Source organism: Brevundimonas sediminis (assembly GCF_048799765.1).
Taxonomy (GTDB): domain Bacteria; phylum Pseudomonadota; class Alphaproteobacteria; order Caulobacterales; family Caulobacteraceae; genus Brevundimonas.
The window spans coordinates 127918-148447 of the sequence record NZ_JBLYQK010000002.1 but is presented as its reverse complement, the minus strand read 5'-3'; the positions used below and the strand labels follow the sequence as shown (position 1 = coordinate 148447).

Annotated in this window: 17 protein-coding genes; 6 read left to right on the top strand and 11 right to left on the bottom strand. The window is 67.6% G+C overall.

Features of this window, described 5'->3' with window-relative positions; all coding sequences use genetic code 11:
* Positions 1-255: 255 nt before the first annotated feature.
* The 4 genes from sucD to ACLQ7T_RS02215 form a co-directional block, all read right to left on the bottom strand.
* On the bottom strand, positions 256-1158 hold the full coding sequence (gene sucD, locus ACLQ7T_RS02230) for a succinate--CoA ligase subunit alpha (protein ID WP_420470426.1): 903 nt from the start codon (positions 1156-1158) through the stop codon (positions 256-258).
* Positions 1159-1201: 43 nt separating this feature from the next.
* Positions 1202-2392 (bottom strand): ADP-forming succinate--CoA ligase subunit beta, encoded by a 1191-nt coding sequence (gene sucC / locus ACLQ7T_RS02225; RefSeq protein ID WP_420477931.1) that lies wholly within the window; start codon positions 2390-2392, stop codon positions 1202-1204.
* A gap of 131 nt (positions 2393-2523) precedes the next feature.
* On the bottom strand, positions 2524-4038 hold the full coding sequence (locus ACLQ7T_RS02220; RefSeq protein ID WP_420477930.1) for a spinster family MFS transporter: 1515 nt from the start codon (positions 4036-4038) through the stop codon (positions 2524-2526).
* A 128-nt stretch (positions 4039-4166) separates the two neighbouring features.
* The gene (locus ACLQ7T_RS02215) at positions 4167-6365 is read right to left on the bottom strand and encodes a TonB-dependent receptor (protein WP_420477929.1); all 2199 of its coding nucleotides are present in this window, start codon (positions 6363-6365) and stop codon (positions 4167-4169) included.
* Positions 6366-6542: 177 nt separating this feature from the next.
* Between ACLQ7T_RS02215 and ACLQ7T_RS02210 the strand changes: the two genes are divergently transcribed.
* Together ACLQ7T_RS02210 and ACLQ7T_RS02205 are read left to right on the top strand one after the other, a co-directional pair.
* Positions 6543-7271, top strand: coding sequence for a TetR/AcrR family transcriptional regulator (locus ACLQ7T_RS02210; protein WP_420477928.1), 729 nt, complete (start codon positions 6543-6545; stop codon positions 7269-7271).
* Positions 7268-8047: a LytTR family DNA-binding domain-containing protein gene (locus tag ACLQ7T_RS02205; RefSeq protein WP_420477927.1), complete on the top strand. Its 780-nt coding sequence runs from the start codon at positions 7268-7270 to the stop codon at positions 8045-8047. The genes ACLQ7T_RS02210 and ACLQ7T_RS02205 overlap by 4 nt, the downstream gene beginning before the upstream one ends.
* A gap of 8 nt (positions 8048-8055) precedes the next feature.
* Here ACLQ7T_RS02205 and ACLQ7T_RS02200 read toward each other — a convergent pair whose 3' ends face one another.
* The 4 genes from ACLQ7T_RS02200 to ACLQ7T_RS02185 all read right to left on the bottom strand — a co-directional run bounded on the left by ACLQ7T_RS02200 (position 8056) and on the right by ACLQ7T_RS02185 (position 12370).
* The gene (locus ACLQ7T_RS02200; RefSeq protein WP_420477926.1) at positions 8056-9522 is read right to left on the bottom strand and encodes a carotenoid oxygenase family protein; all 1467 of its coding nucleotides are present in this window, start codon (positions 9520-9522) and stop codon (positions 8056-8058) included.
* Positions 9523-9620: 98 nt separating this feature from the next.
* Entirely contained in the window at positions 9621-10121 is a 501-nt protein-coding gene (locus tag ACLQ7T_RS02195; RefSeq protein WP_420477925.1) for a DUF2141 domain-containing protein, read from the bottom strand.
* Positions 10122-10260: 139 nt separating this feature from the next.
* Positions 10261-10815, bottom strand: coding sequence for an ActR/PrrA/RegA family redox response regulator transcription factor (locus ACLQ7T_RS02190; protein ID WP_420478004.1), 555 nt, complete (start codon positions 10813-10815; stop codon positions 10261-10263).
* 79 nt (positions 10816-10894) lie between these two features.
* On the bottom strand, positions 10895-12370 hold the full coding sequence (locus ACLQ7T_RS02185) for an ActS/PrrB/RegB family redox-sensitive histidine kinase (protein ID WP_420477924.1): 1476 nt from the start codon (positions 12368-12370) through the stop codon (positions 10895-10897).
* A 44-nt stretch (positions 12371-12414) separates the two neighbouring features.
* Here ACLQ7T_RS02185 and ACLQ7T_RS02180 point away from each other — a divergent pair, with 44 nt between their 5' ends.
* The 3 genes from ACLQ7T_RS02180 (at position 12415) to ACLQ7T_RS02170 (ending at position 15109) form a co-directional block, all read left to right on the top strand.
* Positions 12415-13032, top strand: coding sequence for an SCO family protein (locus ACLQ7T_RS02180; RefSeq protein ID WP_420477923.1), 618 nt, complete (start codon positions 12415-12417; stop codon positions 13030-13032).
* A 114-nt stretch (positions 13033-13146) separates the two neighbouring features.
* Positions 13147-14427: a polyhydroxyalkanoate depolymerase gene (locus tag ACLQ7T_RS02175; protein WP_420477922.1), complete on the top strand. Its 1281-nt coding sequence runs from the start codon at positions 13147-13149 to the stop codon at positions 14425-14427.
* Positions 14393-15109 carry a M48 family metallopeptidase gene (locus tag ACLQ7T_RS02170; RefSeq protein WP_420477921.1) on the top strand — a complete coding sequence of 239 codons (717 nt, stop codon included), beginning with the start codon at positions 14393-14395 and terminating at the stop codon, positions 15107-15109. The genes ACLQ7T_RS02175 and ACLQ7T_RS02170 overlap by 35 nt, the downstream gene beginning before the upstream one ends.
* Before the next feature lie 29 nt (positions 15110-15138).
* Here ACLQ7T_RS02170 and ACLQ7T_RS02165 read toward each other — a convergent pair whose 3' ends face one another.
* Entirely contained in the window at positions 15139-17250 is a 2112-nt protein-coding gene (locus tag ACLQ7T_RS02165) for a transglycosylase domain-containing protein (RefSeq protein ID WP_420477920.1), read from the bottom strand.
* A 120-nt stretch (positions 17251-17370) separates the two neighbouring features.
* Positions 17371-18321, bottom strand: coding sequence for an alpha/beta fold hydrolase (locus ACLQ7T_RS02160; protein WP_420477919.1), 951 nt, complete (start codon positions 18319-18321; stop codon positions 17371-17373).
* A gap of 115 nt (positions 18322-18436) precedes the next feature.
* Between ACLQ7T_RS02160 and ACLQ7T_RS02155 the strand changes: the two genes are divergently transcribed.
* Positions 18437-19555, top strand: a complete 1119-nt coding sequence (locus tag ACLQ7T_RS02155) for a Rieske 2Fe-2S domain-containing protein (protein WP_420477918.1) — start codon at positions 18437-18439, stop codon at positions 19553-19555.
* Between the two features lie 179 nt (positions 19556-19734).
* On the opposite strand, the gene ACLQ7T_RS02150 is transcribed toward ACLQ7T_RS02155, so the two are convergent.
* Positions 19735-20400, bottom strand: coding sequence for a TetR family transcriptional regulator (locus ACLQ7T_RS02150; protein WP_420477917.1), 666 nt, complete (start codon positions 20398-20400; stop codon positions 19735-19737).
* Positions 20401-20530: the final 130 nt, after the last annotated feature.

Sequence of the window (20530 nt, the reverse complement as noted above, 5' to 3'; positions counted from 1 at the left end):
TTTGGGTCGCGCGCGCACGTCTGCGCGGAGGCGACGGCGCTCATATAGGCGCTGTTTCCTTATGGGTCATGACCGAATAGCGGCGCTGGGGTCGAAATTCGCCGGAATTCCGAATTTTTCGCCCAGCCATTGTCTCGCAAACGGGACTTAACGGACCTCCGGGGTCGGATCAGCCCGGCGCCAGATCGCCCCTCCCGCACGCAAAAGGGGCTCCCCGGGAGGGAAGCCCCTTGAGCACATCAAACCTCGGACAGATCAGCCCTTGAGGACCTCGACGAGGGTCTTGCCCAGGCGCGCCGGCGACGGCGACATGCGGATACCCGCAGCCTCCATGGCCGCGATTTTCGACTCGGCGTCGCCCTTGCCGCCCGACACGACCGCGCCGGCGTGGCCCATGGTGCGGCCCTTCGGCGCAGTCCGGCCCGCGATGAAACCGGCCATCGGCTTCTTGCGGCCCTTCTTCGCCTCGTCGATCAGGAACTGGGCGGCGTCCTCTTCGGCGCCGCCGCCGATTTCGCCGATCATGATGATCGAGGTGGTTTCCTCGTCGGCCAGGAACATCTCCAGCACGTCGATGAACTCGGTGCCCTTGACCGGATCGCCGCCGATGCCGACGGCCGTGGTCTGACCCAGGCCCTCGTTGGAGGTCTGGAACACGGCTTCATAGGTCAGGGTGCCCGAACGCGACACGATGCCGACGTTGCCCTTCTTGAAGATCGAGCCCGGCATGATGCCGATCTTGCATTCTTCCGGCGTCAGGATGCCCGGGCAGTTCGGCCCCAGCAGGCGCGAGTTCGAACGGTCCAGACGGGCTTTCACACGCACCATGTCCAGCACCGGAATGCCTTCGGTGATGCAGGTGATGAAGGGGATCTCGGCCTCGATGGCCTCGATGATGGCGTCAGCCGCGCCTGCCGGCGGGACGTAGATGACGGTGGCGTCGGCGCCGGTGCGCTCCTTGCCCTCGGCGACCGAGGCGAAGATCGGCAGGCTTTCGCCGTGCGAACCGGTCCAGGTCTCGCCGCCCTTCTTCGGGTGGATGCCGCCGACCATCTGCGTGCCGTAGTAGGCCAGCGCCTGTTCGGTGTGGAAGCTGCCGGTCTTGCCGGTCAGGCCCTGGACCAGGATCTTGGTGTTCTTGTTGACCAGAATGGACATGTCTGAGCTCTGAATTCTGTGTGTCTGCTGGGCGGTGCGGCGCTTACGCGACCGCCGCGACGATCTTCTGGGCGGCGTCGTCCAGGTCGTCGGCGGCCTGGATGGTCAGGCCCGACTCGTTCAGGATTTTCTTGCCCAGCTCGGCGTTGGTGCCTTCCAGACGCACGACCAGCGGAACCTGCAGGCCGACTTCCTTCACCGCGGCGACAACGCCCTCGGCGATGACGTCACAGCGCATGATGCCGCCGAAGATGTTCACCAGAATGCCTTCGACCTTCGGGTCGGCGGTGATGATCTTGAAGGCCGCGGCGACCTTGTCCTTGCCGGCGCCGCCGCCGACGTCACAGAAGTTCGCCGGCTCCTTGCCGTACAGCTTGATGATGTCCATCGTGGCCATGGCCAGACCGGCGCCGTTGACCATGCAGCCGATGTTGCCGTCCAGGGCGACGTAGGCGAGGTCCCATTTCGAGGCCTCAATTTCCTTGGCGTCTTCCTCGGTCTCGTCGCGCAGGGCCTTGATGTCCTCGTGGCGGAACAGGGCGTTGCCGTCGAACGAGACCTTGGCGTCCAGAACGCGCAGGTGACCGTTCTCCATGACGATCAGCGGATTCACTTCCAGCATGTCCATGTCCTTCTCGACGAAGGCCTTGTACAGCGCCGGGAACAGCGACTTGCCGTCTTCAGCCGCGGCGCCGTCCAGCCCGTAGGCGGCGTTGATCGCGGCGATGTCGGCGTCGGTCACGCCCGCTTCCGGGTCGATGACGATGGTCTGGATCTTTTCCGGGGTGTCGTGGGCGACAGCCTCGATATCCATGCCGCCCTCGGTCGAGACGACGAAGGAGATGCGGCCGTAGGCGCGGTCGACCAGCAGCGAGCAGTACAGCTCACGGGCGATGTCGGCGCCGTCCTCGATGTACAGGCGGTTGACCTGCTTGCCGGCCTCGCCCGTCTGGGCGGTGACCAGGGTGTTGCCCAGCATTTCGCCGGCGTGCTTCACCACGTCCTCGATCGAGAAGGCCAGGCGCACGCCGCCCTTGGCGTCAGCCGGCAGTTCCTTGAACTTGCCCTTGCCGCGGCCGCCCGCGTGGATCTGCGACTTCACGACATAGAGCGGACCAGGCAGTTGTTTGGCGGCGGCTTCAGCCTGATCGACCGAAGTGATCGGAACGCCGGCCGCGACGGGCGCGCCGTAGCCCTTCAGAACCTGCTTGGCCTGATATTCGTGAATATTCATGGGGAGACCGCCGCCACCTGCTGGGGAAAGTTGCGGGGCTTATAGGCCCCCCGCCTTCGCAGGTGCAACCATCACGCCGCGTGAAGCGCCGAGAGGCCGGGCCGGCCGAGGGCCGCCCCGGCCGCACCCGGTCAGTCCACCCAGTCCTTCTTCAGCGTGCGCGAGGCGCCGATGAGCAGGATGGAGGCCATCACATAGAAGCCCATGCCGGTGTAGATCGCCCAACGCAGACTTTCGTCGCCGAAGCGCGGCGCCAGCAGATCGCTCATCCAGCCGAAGTAGAAGAAGCCGACGGCGATGCCGAGCAGGTTGTTCAACAGCAGGAACAGGGCCGAGGCCGTCGAGCGCATCGGAGCCGGAGCCAGATGCTGGACCGCCGCCGTCACCGGACCAAGCCAGGCGAGGTTCAGACCCGTCGGGATCAGGAAGATGACGAAGGCCACCGCCAGTTGCTGGGCCTGGCTGCCGCCGCCCGGGAAGATCAGGCCGATCAGCCAGGGCGAGTTCATCGCCAGGATGAAACAGGGCGCCGAAATCAGGAAGGCGATCGCCGGCGTCAGGGGGTAGGCCCCCTTGCCCCGCTTCGCCAGCTTATCGGCGATGGCGCCGCCGCCCCAGATGCCGAGGATGCCGCCGATCAGGGCGATGCCGGAATAGTACCAGCTGACCTGGGCCAGGCTGAGGTCGAAGCTGCGCATGAAGAAGAGCGGCAGCCAGCCCGCCACGCCATAACCGCAGACGGAGGAGGACGCCGCGCCGAGCGCCAGCAGCCAGAAGCTGGGCTTGGGCGCCAGGGCGGTGGCGGTGACCCGCGCGATCATGATGGAACCGCCGATCACGCCGGCCAGCAGGCCCGCGAAGATGAGCACCAGGGGGCTCGCGGCGATCACGCCGATCCAGGCGAGGGCGGCCAAGGCGAGCAGCCCGGCGGCCACCCCCAGCAGGCCGAGGGCGATCCGCTTGCCGATGCGGCCGTCATTGAGCGGCGCGACAGCGGCCACGGGATCCAAAACCACGGCCTTGGGCGCATCCGCGCCGCCGCGCGCGGGATCCCTGACCGTCAGACGCAGGACCGGCGCCACGACCAGCCCCAGCAGGCCGACCGCGATGAAGGCGATCTGCCAGCCCCAGGTCGCCGCCAGCAGACCGCCGACCAGCGTGCCCGCCGCGGTGCCCAGGGGAATGCCGAAGGCGAAGGCCGCCAGGGCGCGCGCCCGCTGGTGCGGCGGGAAATAGTCCGCCACCAGGGAATAGGCCGGCGCCACGCCGCCCGCCTCGCCCACGCCGACGCCCATCCGGAACAGGAAGAGCTGGGTGAACGAGCCCGCCACGCCGCACAGGGCCGTGAACCCCGACCAGATCGCCAGGGCGCCGGTCATGATCCAGACCCGGCTGAACCGGTCCGCCAGCCAGGCCAGCGGAATGGCGAGGGTGGAGTAGACTGACGCGAAGGCGATGCCGCCCAGCAGGCCGAACTGGGTGTCCGACATGCCGAAATGTTCTTTCAGCGGCGCGGCGAGGATGCCGATGATCTGCCGGTCGAGGAAGTTCAACATGTAGATGAGGATCAGGATCGCCAGGACGTAGAAGCGATACCCGGGGCGATCCGTCGGCTGTCCGGGGACCGGAGCGTCCGTTGCGGTCATGGCGTTTCCCTCGACTGTACTTTTTCTTTGATCGAACCGTAGCGGCGTCCGGGCCGGATGCCAGAAGAAAAGGGCGGCGGCTCGATGGAACCGCCGCCCTTGATCAGAACCGATCAGGCTTCAGGAGATCAGAACTTGAACTGGACCGTCGCGGTCACGGTCTGCGGCGGACCGTAGTAGGCGATCAGCGAGTCGTTGAAGGCCGCGCCGGCGAAGTTGTAGCCGCCGACCTTGTACTCCTCGTCGGTCAGGTTCTTGCCGTACAGACCCAGGGTCCAGCGATCGCTCGGATCGGTCCAGACGATCGACAGATCGACCAGGGTGTAGGCCTGCTGGTCGAGGACCGGGTTCGGGAACTCGAACTGGCTGTAGTCGCCACGGTACGAAACCGACGGCGTCACCGCCAGTTCGCCGCCCGCGACATTGCCGATCCAGGTCAGACCCAGATAGCCCGTCCATTCCGGCGCATTCTGCAGGACCACCTGATCCGAGATGTCCTCGTAGGACATGGTGGTCAGATTGTAGCGCAGGAACTCCTCAAAGTCGGAATGCAGGTAGCCGACGGCGAAGTTCGCCGACAGGCTGTCGAGGATCTGCAGACGTCCCTCGAACTCGGCGCCGTAGAAGGTCGAGGAGCCGACGTTATCGACGAACGAGGCGATGCCGGCCACGGCCGGAACCTGGGTCGTGACCTGCTGGTCGCTGTATTCGTTGTAGAAGATCGACGAGGCGAACGAGAACCGGCTCAGGGCGCCCTTCAGGCCGATCTCGTAGGAGTCGACCGTCTCCGGATCATAGCCGTTGACCGTCGAAGGGGTCAGCACCGCGTCGCCCCGCATGTCGAAACCGCCCGACTTGAAGCCGCGCGAATACGAGGCGTAGGTCGTCAGGTCATCGGTCAGGTCGTAGGACAGCGAAATCTTCGGCGTGAACTGATCGAAGTCCTTGCTGCGGACGTAGTCCGTACGGACCAGGGTCGGCGTGCGCGGCGTACCGCCCAGCAGCGGGCTGCGCGTGGCGCCGGCGTAGTTGGCGCGGAACACGCGGCCGGTCTTTTCGTCCAGCGTGTAGCGCATGCCCAGGCCGAGGTGCAGGCGGTCGGTCAGATCGAGGTTCACGTCACCGAACAGCGCATAGCTGGTGGTGTCGACCGACCCGGCGGTGCCGATCACCAGCCCCAGGTTCCCGGCGATCGTGTCGAACGCGCCCTCCGCGTGGCCGTCCAGGTAGAACAGGCCGACGACGCCCTGGATCCGGTCGTAGTCGAACAGGAACTGGAATTCCTGCGTGATCTGGTCGTCGGAGTAGTAGGCGGGAATGTCGAGCGTCGGCGCCGGCGTGTTGTCGAAGTCGATCAGGGTGTCGGTGTCGCCCTCGCGCCAGGCGGTGATCGACTTGAAGGTCCAGTTGTCGTTCAGGTCGATCTGGACGGTGGCCGACAGGCCCTGGTTCATGACCGAGTTGTCGTCACCCAGCCCCGCATAGGTGTCATAGACGCTGTCCGGAACACCCGCGCCCGGCCCGACGCCGGCGACTTCACGGTGACCGTGGCGGGGGTTCGAGTTGTCCTCGGTACGGTCGTAGGCCAGGCGGACCTGCACACCGTCCTGCGGCTCCCATTCCGCGCTGACCCGGCCGGCCAGGATGTCCTTGTTGTAGTGCTCGGCGCCGGTGTTCAGGTTGGTCCCGTAGCCGTCACGGGTATAGCTGGCGATCGCACCGCCGATGCGGAAATTGTCGGCCAGGGGCATGCTGCCGGAGGCCAGCAGATCGACCTGGTTGTAGCTGCCGTAGGACCCGCGCAGGGTCAGTTCCGGATCGACCGACAGACGCGAGGTCACGTATTTCACCGCGCCACCCACGGTGTTGCGGCCGTACAGCGAGCCCTGCGGACCGCGCAGAACCTCGATCCGCGAGACGTCATAAACGTCCAGGACCGCGCCCTGCGGACGGGCGATGTAGACGTCGTCGACATACAGGCCGACGCCGGGCTCGAAGCCCCACAGCGGGTCCTGCTGGCCGATGCCGCGAATGAAGGAGATGAGGGTCGAGTTCGACCCGCGGGCGACCTGGACCGTGGCGTTCGGCGTCTGTTGCTGCAGGGCGGTGATGTCGGCGACGCCGGTCTGCTCCAGCCGCTCCTCGCCGAGCGCCGAAACCGAGATCGGCACGTCCTTCAGCGCTTCATCGCGGCGGCGGGCGGTGACGACGACGTCACCGAGGTCCGAGGCGCCGTCCTGCGGTCCGGCGTCCTGCGCCAAGGCGAAGGTCGACATGGCGCTCCAGGCGGCGCCCGCGAGCAAGGCGGATTTCACGAGTCTGTTCATGGTAGCCCTATTCCCTGATGTTTCCGGTCTTGACGCTTTTATTCAGCGTTCAATGATTTTCGCGGACCGTACCTGTTTTCCGGTCCCTGTCAAACCGTGGCGCTTCCGTGGCGTAAACACGACCTGAGGGCTGTGGCGCCGTTGCACAGTCGGGCCGCGGGGGCCTAGCTTGCCGCCATGAGCGAAACCGACGCACCCGCCCCCCAGGACGACGCCCGCCCGGCGCGCCGCGGCCGACCCCCGAAAGCCCGGAGCAGCGGGACTGCGGACACGCGCGAATCAATTCTCGACGCCGCCGAGGATCTGTTCTCCAAACACGGCTTCTACGGCGTCACCATCCGCGAGGTTTCGCGGGAGGCCGGCGTCGATACGGCGCTGGTGCACTACTATTTCGGCGCCAAGCGCGGGCTGTTTGACGCGGTCTTCCTGCGTCGCGCCGAGGTCTGGAACAACGAGCGGGTCGACGCCATCAACCGCTATGCCCGGGACAACGGGGACGCGATGACTCTGGAAGGGGTGCTGGAAGCCTTTCTCAGGCCGCCGTTCCAGTGGTCGCTCAAGGGCGGGCCGGGCTGGAAGCACTATTCCGCCCTGGTGGCCCAGACCAACGCCAACCCGGCCTTCGGCGGGGAGACCATGGCCCGCTATTTCGATCCCGCCATCCGCCGCCTGATCGAGCTGATCAAGGCGGTCCTGCCGGACGCCCGGGAGGTCGACCTCTACTGGGCCTACCACAACCTCTCCGGCGCCCTGACCCTGACGCTGGGCGAGACCGGACGTCTGGATCGCCTGTCCGGCGGTCTGTGTCGTTCGGGGGATCTGGAGACAGCGGGGGACTACATGGTCCGCTTCGCGGCCGCCGGGTTCCGCGCAGTCTGCACCGGTCCTGGCGGGAAGGCCGGATGAGCAGGGCCGAGCGTCCCGCCCAGACCCTGAGCCTGACGATCGATCGCAGCCTGGTCAGGGGCCTGCTGATCGCCGAGGGCGCCGCGGTCGTCCTGGCCCTGACCGGCGCGTTCGGGATGGATGGCGCGCCCCTTTGGCTGCGGCTGGTCTACTGGTGTCCGATGATGCTGGTCGGCGCGCTCTGGGGCGTTCTCGCTTCCCGGCTGGTCGAGACACATATCGATCTGGACCGGCAACCCTGGCTGATGTCAGCCGCACTGACCGCCCTGATCTCCGGTCCCACCGCCGTCTCGGTCTGGGCCGTGACCAGCCTGGTCTTCAACGGCGATCGCACCCTGCACCTTGCAAATCTTCCGAACTATCTGGCGCCGGTGGTGATCGTGACCGGGACCCTGTCGCTGCTCAACGTCTTCCTCGCCCGCACGCCGGTCCAGACCCATGCGGCGTCCCCGGATGCGCCGCCCGCCCGTTTCCCGGACCGGCTTCCCCCGCGGCTGCGCGGGGCGACGATCCACGCGGTTGAGTCGGAAGATCATTATCTTCGCGTCCATACGGACCGGGGCTCCGACCTGATCCTGATGCGGCTGTCCGACGCCCTGATCGAGCTGGAGGGGCTGGAAGGGGCCCAGACTCACCGGAGCTGGTGGGTCTCAAGGGACGCTGTCCGTGAGGTGGTTCGTGGAGAGGGACGAGCCACGTTCACGCTCGAGGGCGGGATCGAAGCCCCTGTCAGCCGCCGCTACGCCAGGGCGCTGCGGGACGCCGGCTGGTACTAGCCCGGGACTCAGTCCGCCCAGATCCCGTGGAAGCCCGCCGGCAGGGCCACATCCGCGCGCCAGCTGACCACCGGGCCGTCAGACACCCGCGCCGCGTCGAAGACGTGCAGTTCCGTGACGCCCTCGCGGAGATTGATCGCGGGCGCCACCAGCCAGGCGTCCGTCTCGCCGGATCGGCCCGGCTTCGGAACCCAGTTGGCCTCTTCCACGATCACGTCGTCACCGAAGGAGAAGGCGTCCGAGCGCCCGGTCTCCCAGTCGTGGACCGCCAGCCCGTCCGGCAGGGGACGGCCGCCGCGCTCGCCCGCGGTGTGCACCGTCCGGCGCCGGACCCGCCCCGCCCGGCGCGGGTCGCATTTCGGAAACTCCCCCGCGATGCCCGACGACACCATCTCGGCCCGTCCGTCCGGATACAGGGTGACCAGCGACAGCTCCGACGGTGAACCCGGAACGGTCCCGCGCCCCTCAACCAGCACCCGCGCGCCCTCGACCACGAAGGTGATGTCCTTGCCCGCCGCCACGTCGAAACGGATCGCCCCCGATGCGTCTTCCCAGGCGTCGCCCAGATGGAAATAGCTGAAGGCCGGAAGTTCGAAGATGCGGGTCCGGCTCAGGTCCGCCTTGTCCACCACCATCACCTGCGTGCCCAGTTCGGGCTTCCAGGCGAACTGGCTGGTCATGGGCATGCCCGGACGCTCGAACACCCACGGCTGCATCACGATCACCAGATGCCGGGCCGTGGCGGTGAAGTCGTGCATGTAGCTGGCGCGGGGCAGTTCAACGATCCCGACGGTGTTCAGGCTGCGGTCGGCGTTCAGCCGCCAGACGATCATCCGGTCGCCGTGCAGGCCGACGTTCCAGATCGTACCGTCCGGATCGTATCTGGGATGGGCCTGGAAGGGCATGCCCTTGAGGTCGTCCCGCAGGGTGACAAACCGTTTCGTCGACAGGTCCGCGCGGTCCATGGCCAGCGGCGACCCGCCCTCCCACAGCGCCCAGACCTCGTCGCCCGCGACCATCACAGCGGTGTTGGCGGTGTTGGCGTCGTCGTTCGAGCCGAGGCGGGCGCGGCGATCGCCGGCTGTGCCGAAGCCTGGCGTGACCACAGCGTCAATCTCGCTTTCCCAACGCCGCTTGGGCGTGTCGGCGAAGCGCGCCTCCAGGGTGGCCTGGCCGTCGCGGACGCGGAAAGCCCGCATCAGACCGTCCCCGTCGAACCAGTGGGTGGCCGAGCCGCCCGGCCGCCGGAACTTGGCCGGCCCGTTGCGGAACAGCGCCCCCTCCAGCGCCGCCGGGGCGCGGCCGTGCACCCGCCGCATCGTCCGGCGCGCAATGTCGCCCTCAAGATCGGCGGTCGCGAGCGACCAGTCGGCGGAGGCCTGCATGGCCGCCATAGCCCGGACCGTCTCGGGCGTGACGACCGCGGCAGACAGGGCGGCGGCGCCCATCAGGAAGCTACGACGGGAGGCGAGCATGGAAATCTCCGACAACGTGGAGCGGAATTTGAAGGTTGAAAGGGCCGGACGTTCGGGGGCTCAAGCCGCGCGAAGCGCGATGGCCCCAGGGCAGGACTTCAGCGAATGCTGATCGTCTGCGTGGTCTCGCCGGAGACCGTAAAGCGGGCCTGATCCCAGGCGGCAGGCCCCATCATGCCGACGGCGTTGTTCGAGAAGGCGTAGGGCTCGACCGGCATGCCGAAGGGATTGGTGTTCATCCGCCCGTCGCCGTTCACATCGTGGAAGGCGCGCACCGCATAGTCGCCGGCCGGCAGGTTGTTGAATACGGCCACCGCCGTCTCACCCGAGGCGTCGGCTTCGGCCGAGGCCACCGGCTGACCGCCCTTGTAGGCGTCTTCCGAGTTGAACAGGGCGATCTTGACCGTGCCGGTGTGGGCGCCGGTCTCGAAGGTCAGGGTCAGGGTGTCCCCCTCGGCATGGGCCGGGACAGCGGTCAGGCCCAGCAGGGCGGCGGCGGCGAGAGTGGCGATGCGGATCATGTCGAGGTCCTCGGGAGGGAGCCCGACCACCGGGCCTCCGATGACCTGACCGTGGCGGCGACCATCGTCGGCCGCCACGCCGTTTGCAGGAAGGGACGCCCTGCCTTCGCCAATCGCCACGTGTGTTCATTCGCGAAACGCGAACGGACACCTTCCCGTGCGGCCGAGGACCATCGGCCGCTTCGTCTCCCGGAGCCGAAGCGGCCCGGGATGAAATTCAGCGCGGCGCGCGCTTGGCCAGAATGCGCTGCAGGGTCCGGCGGTGCATGCCGAGGCGGCGGGCCGTCTCGGAGACATTGTGGTCGCACAGCTCATAGACCCGCTGGATATGCTCCCAGCGGACACGGTCGGCGCTCATCGGGTTGTCCGGCGGCTCCGGGGCCTCGCCGGTCATCAGCAAGGCCTTCACCACATCGTCGGCGTCCGCCGGCTTCTGGAGGTAGTCAACCGCGCCGGCCTTCACCGCCGCCACGGCCGTCGCGATGGCGCCGTAGCCGGTCAGCATGACGATGCGGCTGTCCGCCCGACGGTCGCGGATCATCTCCACCACCTTCAGGCCGTTGCCGTCTTCCAGACGCATGTCCAGGACGGCGAAGGCCGGAACCGAGGTCCTCAAGGCGTCATTCGCCTCGGCCACCGACCCGGCCGTGGTCACCTCGAACCCCCGGGTCTCGAGGGCCCGCCCCAGACGGGTGCGCAGGGCATTGTCGTCATCGAGCAGCAGGAGGGTCTTGTCCTCCAGGGCGGCGATGCGGGCTTCAGTCTCGGGCATCTTCGTCAGTTCCATCCGGTCCAAGTCGGTAACGGCGGTCCCCCGGTCAAGGTTCAGACAGGGGGTGCGACACCAAGGCTCAGGTCGCAACCTCCAGCGCCGGGCGGGCCCAGCGCACGGACACACGTGCGCCGCGCGGCTGGCCCCGACCGCCGTCTCCCGCGCCGACGCTGACCTTCCCGCCTGTGCGCTCCAGCAAGGTCCGCGCGATGAAGAAGCCCAGGCCCATACCGCCCTGGCTGGGCGCGATGGTCTCGGGTTCGGGCTCCGGCCTGCGGGACCGGCGCCCCGGCGCCGCGGCGGCCACGGAGGCGGCGATCTGGGCCGCAAGAGCCCGCCGCGCCTTGCCCTGGGGGCGGCTGGTCACATAGGGCTCGCCCAGCCGCGGCAGGATGTCAGGGGGGAAGCCCGGGCCGTCATCGACCACCTCGATCTCGATGAAGCCGGCGTCCACCAGCGCCCGCACGCGCACCCGCGAGCCGGCGAAGTCGGCGGCGTTCTCGACCAGGGTCGACAGGCCGTGGATCACCTCCGGCAGACGTCGGACGCGCGGGGGCTTCTCCCCGGACGCCGTGCGGACGGAGACCTCGAAATCCAGGTCGAAACCGCGGTGCGGCTCGACCACCTCTTCCAGCAGCGCCTTCAGGCCGACCTCGGCGAAGGCGATGCCGCCCTCCTCCTCCGGCTGCTGGGACAGGCGCTTCAGGATGTCCCGGCAGCGTTCCGCCTGCTGGAGGATCAGGGCGGCGTCCTCGGCCGCCGGGCCGCCCTTGGCGGAGGCGCGAAGCAGTTCCTTCGCCACCACCTGGATGGTCGCCAGCGGCGTGCCCAATTCGTGCGCGGCCGCCGCCGCCAGCCCGCCGAGAGCCGCCAGCCGTTGCTCGCGCTGCAGCACGTCCTGCGTTGTCGCCAGCGCCAGCTCCAGCTTCTCGGCGTCCGCCGCCACCCGCCAGGCGTAGGCCGAGGTGAAGACCACCCCCGTGGTCAGGGCCATCCCGACCCCGATCTTGTAGAGCGGCGGCAGGTTCAGTTCGGTCCCCGCCTGCCAGGGCAGCGGCAGGGCGACGAAGAAGAGGCAGATCGTCGCCAGCAGGACCAGCAGCCCCATCAGCACCGCCTGCCGGGCCGGCAACGAGGCCGCCGCGACCGTGACCGGGGCCACAAGCAGAAGGCAGAACGGATTCTGCAGCCCGCCGGTCAGCCCCAGCAGGACTGAAATCTGCAGAATATCGAACCCCAGATGGGCGGCGGTCAGGGTGCCGTCCGTGGTCGAGCCCTCGCTGCGCTTCAGCCGGGCCATGCCGTCGAGGTTGACCAGAACGCTCACGGCGATGACCGCGAGACAGATCCACAGCGGCAGATCGAAATGGAACCAGGCAGTGGCGACGAAAACAGTCGCGCTCTGCCCGAAGATCGTCAGCCAGCGCACGATCACCAGCGTGCGCAGCGAGAGCCCCCGATTGCGCCGCGGCAGGTTTCTCCAGCCCGCGAAGGGGCCGGCGACTTCCGCGGGTTCAGCCGGCTGCGGCGTCGGATGTTCTTCAGTTGCGTTCACAGGTCTTCTATAGGCCGGTTTCGGACCACTGTGAGAGAGCCGTAATGCCGCGCCGTTCCATCCTCATCTTCGCCGGCGCCTGCATCGCCATCGCCGCGGCCCTGGTGGTCGTGACCCTGGTGGTGGTCGGTCGCCAGCCGTCGGTCCGGCCGGGCGGTGAGGTGATCTCGACCGGCCAGCCCCAGGTCGGCGGCCCCTTCCAGCTGGTCAACGAGGACGGACAGGCCGTCGACCAGACCCTGCTGAACGGCAAATGGTCTTTGGTCTTCTTCGGCTTCACCTACTGCCCGGACTTCTGTCCCGCCACGCTCGGCATGCTGGAGGCGACCAAGCAGCAGCTGGGGGCCGAGGGCGAGGACCTGCAGCTGGTCTTCATCTCGATCGATCCGGAACGGGACACCCCCAAGGCGATGAAGGACTATCTGTCGACCTATCCGATGGATGTGATCGGTCTGACCGGTACGCCGGATCAGGTGCGGGACGCGGCCGACGCCTATCGGGCCGTCTATGAGAAGGTCGGCGACGGCGACAACTACACCATGAACCACTCCCTCACGATCTATCTGATGGGGCCGGACGGACAGTTCCGGGCGCCGTTGGGTCACGACATCGGTCCAGCCCGCGCCGCCGACATCATCCGGCGGAACATGGCGCGGGGCTAAGGCGCGGCCCGGACCCCCGTTCACGATTTCAGTGATCGGGGATAATCTTTTTGCAGTGCGATACGTTCTATGGTGCCCTGCCGCACTCTCGGCGGGGGCCGTGTCAGGATACGCATGCTGTATACGCTTCACGAGCTGGCCTACGCTTCGGCCGCTCCGTTCCGGATCGGGGCCCAGATGGCCCGGGATTTCTGGACGTCACCGCTCAACCCGGCCGCCGAAACCGCCATCGGACGGACAGCCTTCGCCTCGGCCGAACTGTTCGAGAGCATCACCCGCCGCTACGGAAAGCCGGCGTGGGGACTGGATGTCGTCACCATCGACAACAAGCCCGTCCGGACGACCGAGCAGGTCATCTGGTCCTCGCCCTGGTGCCGTCTGGTGCGCTTCGCCCGCCACGTCGGCGACCTGAAGCGGGCCGGCAAGCCGACCTCCGCTCCGGCCGTGATGATCGTCGCTCCCCTGTCGGGTCACTATGCGACCCTGCTGCGTGGCACGGTCGAGGGTTTCCTCCAGGACCACGACGTCTACGTCACCGACTGGTCGAACGCCCGTCAGGTGCCGATGCTGGAAGGCCGGTTCGACTTCTTCGACTACATTGACCACGTCCGCACCATGCTGGCCCAGATCGGCCCGCGCGCCCACGTCGTCGGTGTCTGCCAGCCCGGACCGCCGGTGCTGGCCGCCTGCGCCCTGATGGCCGCGGACGAGGACCCGAACCGCCCGGCCTCCATGACCTTCATGGGCTCGCCCATCGACGCCCGGTTGTCACCGACCGTGACCAACCAGCTGGCGGAGGAAAAACCCTTCACCTGGTTCAAGTCGAACATGATCCACACCGTGCCCTGGCCCTATCCCGGGTTCGGCCGCCGCGTGTATCCGGGCTTCGTCCAGCTCTACAGCTTCATGTCGATGAACGAGGACAAGCACATCGACGCCCATCGCCGCTACTTCGAGAGCCTGGTCGACGGAGACGGCGACGGGGCCCAGAAGCACGAGGAGTTCTACGACGAGTACCTGTCGGTGCTGGACCTGTCGGAAGAGTTCTATCTCCAGACCATCGACATCGTCTTCCAGCAGCACCTGCTGCCGCGCGGCCTGCTGGAGCATCACGGTCGCAAGGTTGACCTCTCGGCCATCACAGACATCGGCCTGATGACCGTGGAGGGCGAGAAGGACGATATCTCCGGCGTCGGCCAGACCCAGGCCGCCCACATTCTGACCCCCAATATTCCGGATGAGCGCCGCGCGCTCTACGTCCAGCCGGAAGTCGGCCACTACGGCGTCTTCAACGGCCGACGCTTCCGGGACGAAATCTATCCGCGCGTCCGCGACTTCATCGCGGCCAACGAGGCCATTTGTGCAGTACCGGAACGGCCAGCGACTGCCGCCTGAAACGCTCGGCGTTCCGGTCAGGCTATCGGTCAATCCGCGTGCGCGACGCCTGTCGATCCGCATTGACGCCCGGGCCGGCGAGGCGGTGCTCGTCGCGCCGTCCGAGCGCAAGCTGGGCGAGGTCGTCGCCTTCGCCCGCACCAAGGCCGAATGGATGCGCGAGCGGCTGGCCGAGCGGCCGGACAGCGCGCCGCTGGAGCCCGGCGCCGTCGTACCTCTCTACGGCCGCCCGACCCTGCTGGTGTCGACCGGCGGGGCGGGAGCCGCGCGCCTGATCGACACGGCCGACGGTCCCGTCATCCAGTCCGGCGGCGATGGCGAAGCCTTTTCACGTCGTGTCGAGAACCTGTTCAAACGGCTGGCCCGGCAGGTGCTGGTCGAGCGCACGGAACATCATCTGCGAACCCTCGGCCAGCGCCCGGTCACAGTCTCCATCGCCGACACCCGGTCCCGCTGGGGTTCGTGCAGCCCGCACAACCGGTCGATCCGCTACAGTTGGCGGGTCATCCTGGCGCCGCCCGCCGTGGCCGACTATCTGGCCGCGCACGAGGTCGCCCACCTGGTCCATGCGGACCATAGCCCGGCCTACTGGTCCGTCGTCCATGCGCTGGTCGGCGACCACCGCCCCTACCGCAAATGGCTGCGCGAGCACGGACCCGCACTGCACGCGGTCGGCCGCTGACGCCTCGCCCCCTCAACCGGGGGCGGCGTCTAGAAGAACAGCGGGTCCGATTTCTTCTCGGGCTGGGGCGTCGGTTCCGGGCGCGGCTCCTCGCGGCGCGGCGGCTGGGGTTGGGTCGGGCGCACCACCGGAGTCTCGGGACGGTTCGGCGCGATGGGCCGCTGGGCGGGCTGCGGCTCGATGAGCCGCTCATCCAGCGGATCCTTGGCCGCGTCGCCCGGCGGGTTGTCGCCGAACAGGTCGCCGATCTGCCCGATCAGGCTTTCAACCGGACTGGGCGGCGTCCACCCTTCGGGCATGGCGGGGCCGGCGGGAATATCCGGCGCATTCAATCGCGGCAGGGCGGCCTGCATGAAGCCTTTCCAGATCGCGGCCGGCGACGAGCCGCCGGTAACGCCGCGCATGGGCGTGTTGTCGTCCTTGCCGACCCAGACCGCCGTCACGAAGCCGCCCGTGTAGCCGACGAACCAGGCGTCCTTGTAGTCGGAGGTGGTGCCGGTCTTGCCAGCCAGGTCCCGACCGCTGATCGCGGCGCCCCGCCCCGACCCCGAGGTCACCACGCCGCGGAGCATCTGGTTCATATAGTAGAGGTAGGGATTGCTGATCGCCTGGACCGGTCCGTCCGCGCGGCTGGCCCGCTGGTAGATCACCCGGCCTTGCGGCGTGCGGATGCGGCTGATGCCATAGGCCTCGACCCGGCGTCCGCCATTGGCGAAGGCGTCATAGGCCTGGGCCATCTCGATCGGCGACACTTCCACGGCGCCGAGCGCCATGGCGGGCTCCAGACCGATCCGGCTGGTCACACCCAGACGCCGCGCGGTGCGGGCGACGTTATCCCGTCCGATCTGGTCGGCGATGCCGGCGGCGACCGTATTGGTCGACTGGGCCACGGCATTGGCCAGGCTCATTTCACCGGCGAAGGTTCCGGAATAGTTGCGGGGCGACCAGTTGCCGATACGGATCGGCGCGTCGTTCACCCGGGTCTCCGGCGTGTAGCCGCTCTCGACGGCGGTCAGATAGACGAAGGGCTTGAACGCCGAGCCGGCCTGACGGCGGGCGTCCGTGGCGCGGTTGAACTGGCTGTCGGCATAGGAACTGCCGCCGATCATGGCGCGCACCCGGCCCTCACCGTCCAGGGCCACGAGCGCGGCCTGTTCGACGCCGCGCGACTTGTCCCGCTCCAGAATCCGACGCACCGAGCGCTCGGCCTGGGTCTGCAGGGTCAGGTCCAGGGTGGTCTCCACCACCATGTCCTCGGTCGGCTCGCCAACCAGTTCCCGGATCTGCTTGTCCAGCCAGTCGATGAAATACTGGGCATGCTGGGTCGCGAGGGTGCGCGACACCCGCACCGGCTCGGTTACGGCCTGGGCGCGCTGCTCGGCCGTGATGACGCCCGCATCGACCATCTCGTTGAGCACAACCGTGGCGCGGTTGGCCGCCCGCTCGCTTTCCGAAACCGGAGAGTAGCGCGACGGGGCTTTCAGCAGTCCCGCCAGCAGAGCGGCCTCGCCAACAGTCAGCTGTTTCGCGCTCTTGTCGAAATAGCGCTGGGAGGCCGCCTCGATGCCGTAGGCGCCGGCGCCGAAATAGACCCGGTTCAGATAGAGGGCGAGAATTTCCTTCTTGGAGAATTTCATCTCCAGCCAGACCGCCAGCATCAGTTCCTGAACCTTGCGCTTCAGGTTCTGGTCCGGGCTCAGGAACAGGTTCTTGGCCAACTGCTGGGTCAGGGTCGAGCCGCCCTGGACCACGCGGCCGGCGCGCATGTTCGACACCGCAGCCCGGCTCATGCCGACCGGGTCGAAGCCGGGGTGGTGATAGAAGCGTCGGTCCTCAATGGCGATGAAGGCCGCCGGAACATAGTCCGGCAGCGCGTCCAGGTCCGCGGGCGGAGCCTGTTGGGTGCCGCGCACGGCGATCAGGGCCCCGTTGCGATCCAGATAGGTGATCGAGGGCTGGCGATCGATGTTGTAGAGGGTGGAGGTGTCCGGCAGGTCCCGCGCGAAGACCGCGAAGAAGACCACGAGGAAGATGGCCCCCCACACGCCGACGACGGCGCCCCAATAGAGCACCCGTTGCAACGGCGTCCGCGCCGGCTTCTCACCACCGCTGCCGCGCCTGAAGCTGAACCCACCGGCCATTCAAAACCTCACCCAACCCGTCCTTCGGCCATAGCCGATCAGACGGTGCACGGAAATCGCCATCCTGTCTTCACAGGAGCGTGAAGGCGATTTCCGCCGAAAGGATGACCGTATCGACGCCTATTCTAAAAACGCGTTCACCTCGGCGGCGAACACCGCCGGCTGGTCCAGCATGATGAAGTGGGCGCTGTCGTCGATCCGCTTGAGCTGCACGCCGCCCAGGCCCTGATAGGACATCCGGTAGATGGCGTCGGTGATCTCGGGCGTCATGCGGGCGTCGTTGAACTTCACGTACAGGACTTCCGTCGGCGCGGTGATCCGCGAAAGCTCGGGCCGCAGGTCGGTGGCGATCAGCTCACGGAAGGACGAGGCGGCGACCTGCTGGTCGCTGGTCTCCATGTCGCGGATCGGCCCCGCGCGCAGGGACTCGGTGTTGATCATGCCGTTGATCGAGGCCGTGGCCTGGGCGTTGTAGGCCTCGCGGGAGATGGTCGACATGCCGGCGTAGACCTGGTCGGCGATCGGCGCGACGCTTTCGGCCGTGGTTCCCGGAGGGCCGAACATCACGCCCATGAACGGCACCATGTCGACGACCATCAGCTTGCCGACGCTGTCGGGGTGCCGGGCCGCCAGCATCAGGCTGATGGTCCCGCCCATGGAGTGACCGATCACGACCGGCTTGTTCAGATTCTGCTCGGCGATATAGCGCGCCAGGTCCTCGGCCACCGGCGCGGCGACCGGCCCCGTGGCGTTGTCTTCCGCAGGCGCGCCGGCGAAGCCCTGCACGTGGACGCGGTGCACCCGGTAGCGGCCCTTCAGCTGATCGGTCAGCCCGTCCCAGATTTCCGGCGAGGAGGTCAGACCAGGGATCAGGATGATGTCGCCGACCGGATGTTCAGGCCCGTCGACCCGGACGTGGAAGCGGCCCGACTCGAAATCGGCGTGATGGTGCCCATGATCCGCGGCCTGCCCATGGGCGGCGTGCGAGCCATGTTCCTGGGCAAGGACGGGCGAGGCCAGCCCCAGCGAGACGCAGGCGGCGACCGCGGTAGCGGCGGTGATGGCTTTCATATCGGTTCCCCATTGGACGGACACATGGCCCGCTTCTGTCCGTAAGTCGTCGCAGGGGGCGCGATTGGATGCGCCCGGTCAAGACTTCCCGGTCACGCAGCGCTAAAGAGGGCGCATGACCCTCGAAATTCCCGCTCCGGCTTCATCCAGCGCGCCCGAAGCCAAGGCCCCGCCGGCCGCTTTCGGCAAGGGCTTCGTCCTGGACACCTGGTATTTCGTCGCCCTGTCGCGGGACGTGAAGCCGGAATCCCTGAAGCGGTACGAGCTCCTGAACGAGCCCGTGCTGATCGGCCGGACGAAGGCAGGTCAGGTTTTCGCCATGCGCGACATCTGCCCTCACCGCGCCGCCCCCCTGTCCGCGGGACGGGTCGTGAACAAGCCGGGCGAGGGCGAAACGGTGGAATGCCCCTATCACGGCTGGCGCTTCCGCCCGGACGGCGTCTGCGCCAGCATTCCCTCGCTGGTCGAGGATCAGGCGTTCGAGGCGAACCGCATCAAGGTGCGGTCCTATCCGGTGCGCGAAAGCCAGGGGATGGTGTTTGTCTGGATCGGTTCTGACGCCCGCAATGGCGGCGAACCGGATCACGAACCGCCCGTTTTCCCCGGCGCAGCCGGCGAGGCGAAGCTGGTCGAGTGGATGGATTTCGACAGCCACATCGATCACGCCGTCGTCGGTCTGATGGACCCCGCTCACGGGCCTTTCGTCCATCAGCAATGGTGGTGGCGCTCCGAACACTCGATGCATGAGAAGGCCAAGGCGTTCGAACCGCGCGAGCTGGGCTTCTCGATGGTTCGACACGCCCCCTCGTCGAACAGCCGTCTTTACAAAATTCTGGGCGGCGCGCCCGCGACCGAGATCACCTTCCGACTGCCGGGCTATCGCTGGGAACACATCCAGGTCGGGCCAAAACAGGTTCTGGCCCTGACCTGCCTGACCCCTGTCACGGAGACAAGGACCCGCATCACCCAGATTTTCTGGTCCGATCACTGGGTGTTCGACCTGGCCAAGCCCTTCCTGCGTATGGGTGTGGTCGCCTTCCTCAAACAGGACGGCGGCATGGTGAATTTGCAGAACGAAGGCCTCCGCTACGACCCCGCCCTGATCTGGATCGACGACGCCGACAAACAGGCCAAGTGGTACCAGCAGCTGAAGCGCGAATGGGCGAAGAGCCGGGCCGAAGGTCGACCGTTCGAAAACCCCGTGAAGCCCACGACTCTCCGTTGGAAGAGCTGAGGCTCTTCGGAGCGCTATCGCTCGCGACGCGGTCGCTCGCTGCTTGAGCGCCGACCGAGACTCCGGAAAAGACAAAGGCCGCGGCTCCCGCCGCGGCCTTCAATCTACAGGACGTGCGCGAAGCCTCGGGCCCGGCCGCGTCGGGAGATCCCGAAGGGCCGACGGTCCGCGGCCCTCGCTTACTGGCGCGACAGCGCGCCGGCGAGGATGACGTCGATCTGCTTGCCGATCTGCGCGGTCAGTTGCTCGATCCCCCAACCGTCGTAGGCGGCGTGGCGGTAGTTGGCGACATAGGCGCCGTAGACCAGTTCGCCCAGCAGGCGGACGTCGGCGTCCTGCCCCAGTTCGCCTTCGGAGACCGCCGTCTGCAGGATGTCGGCGACGATGCCGGTGACCGGACGCAGGGCGGCGCGGCTGCGCATCTCGGCGGCGACCGGCTGGAACCAGGAGCGCGACACCACGGCCTGAACCAACGGCAGATGCTCCAGCTGGGCGTGGTAGGCGGCGCTTAGGGCGGCCAGAAGGCGTCCACGCACCGAGTTCTCGGCGGCGACCGCCGCCTTCAGCGCGTCGGCCAGCCGGGCCATGTCCTCGGCGAGAACCGCCTCGAACAGCTCGGCCTTGTCCTGGAAGTTCGCGAACACGGCGCCGGTCGACATGCCGGCGCCCTTGGCGATGTCGCGAATGGTGGCGGGTTCGTAGCCGCGCTCCGCGAAGAGGGCGCGGGCGGCGTCCAGGACCTTCTGGCGGGTCCGGACCTTGGCGGCTTGGCGGCGATTGAGGCGGGGGGCTTCAGCCTCGGTGTCGGAGGCGGTCTGGACGGAGCTCAGGGCGATATCTCGCATGAAAAACGGTTACTCGACTAAGCAGCGGGCAAAGACCGCCGGCACGAATGAACGCCTTTTGGGCGGGTTACAGGACGCGGGAGGACCGCCCCGTCAGCCCGCCACATCCGGCGAAGGGGGCACTCATCAC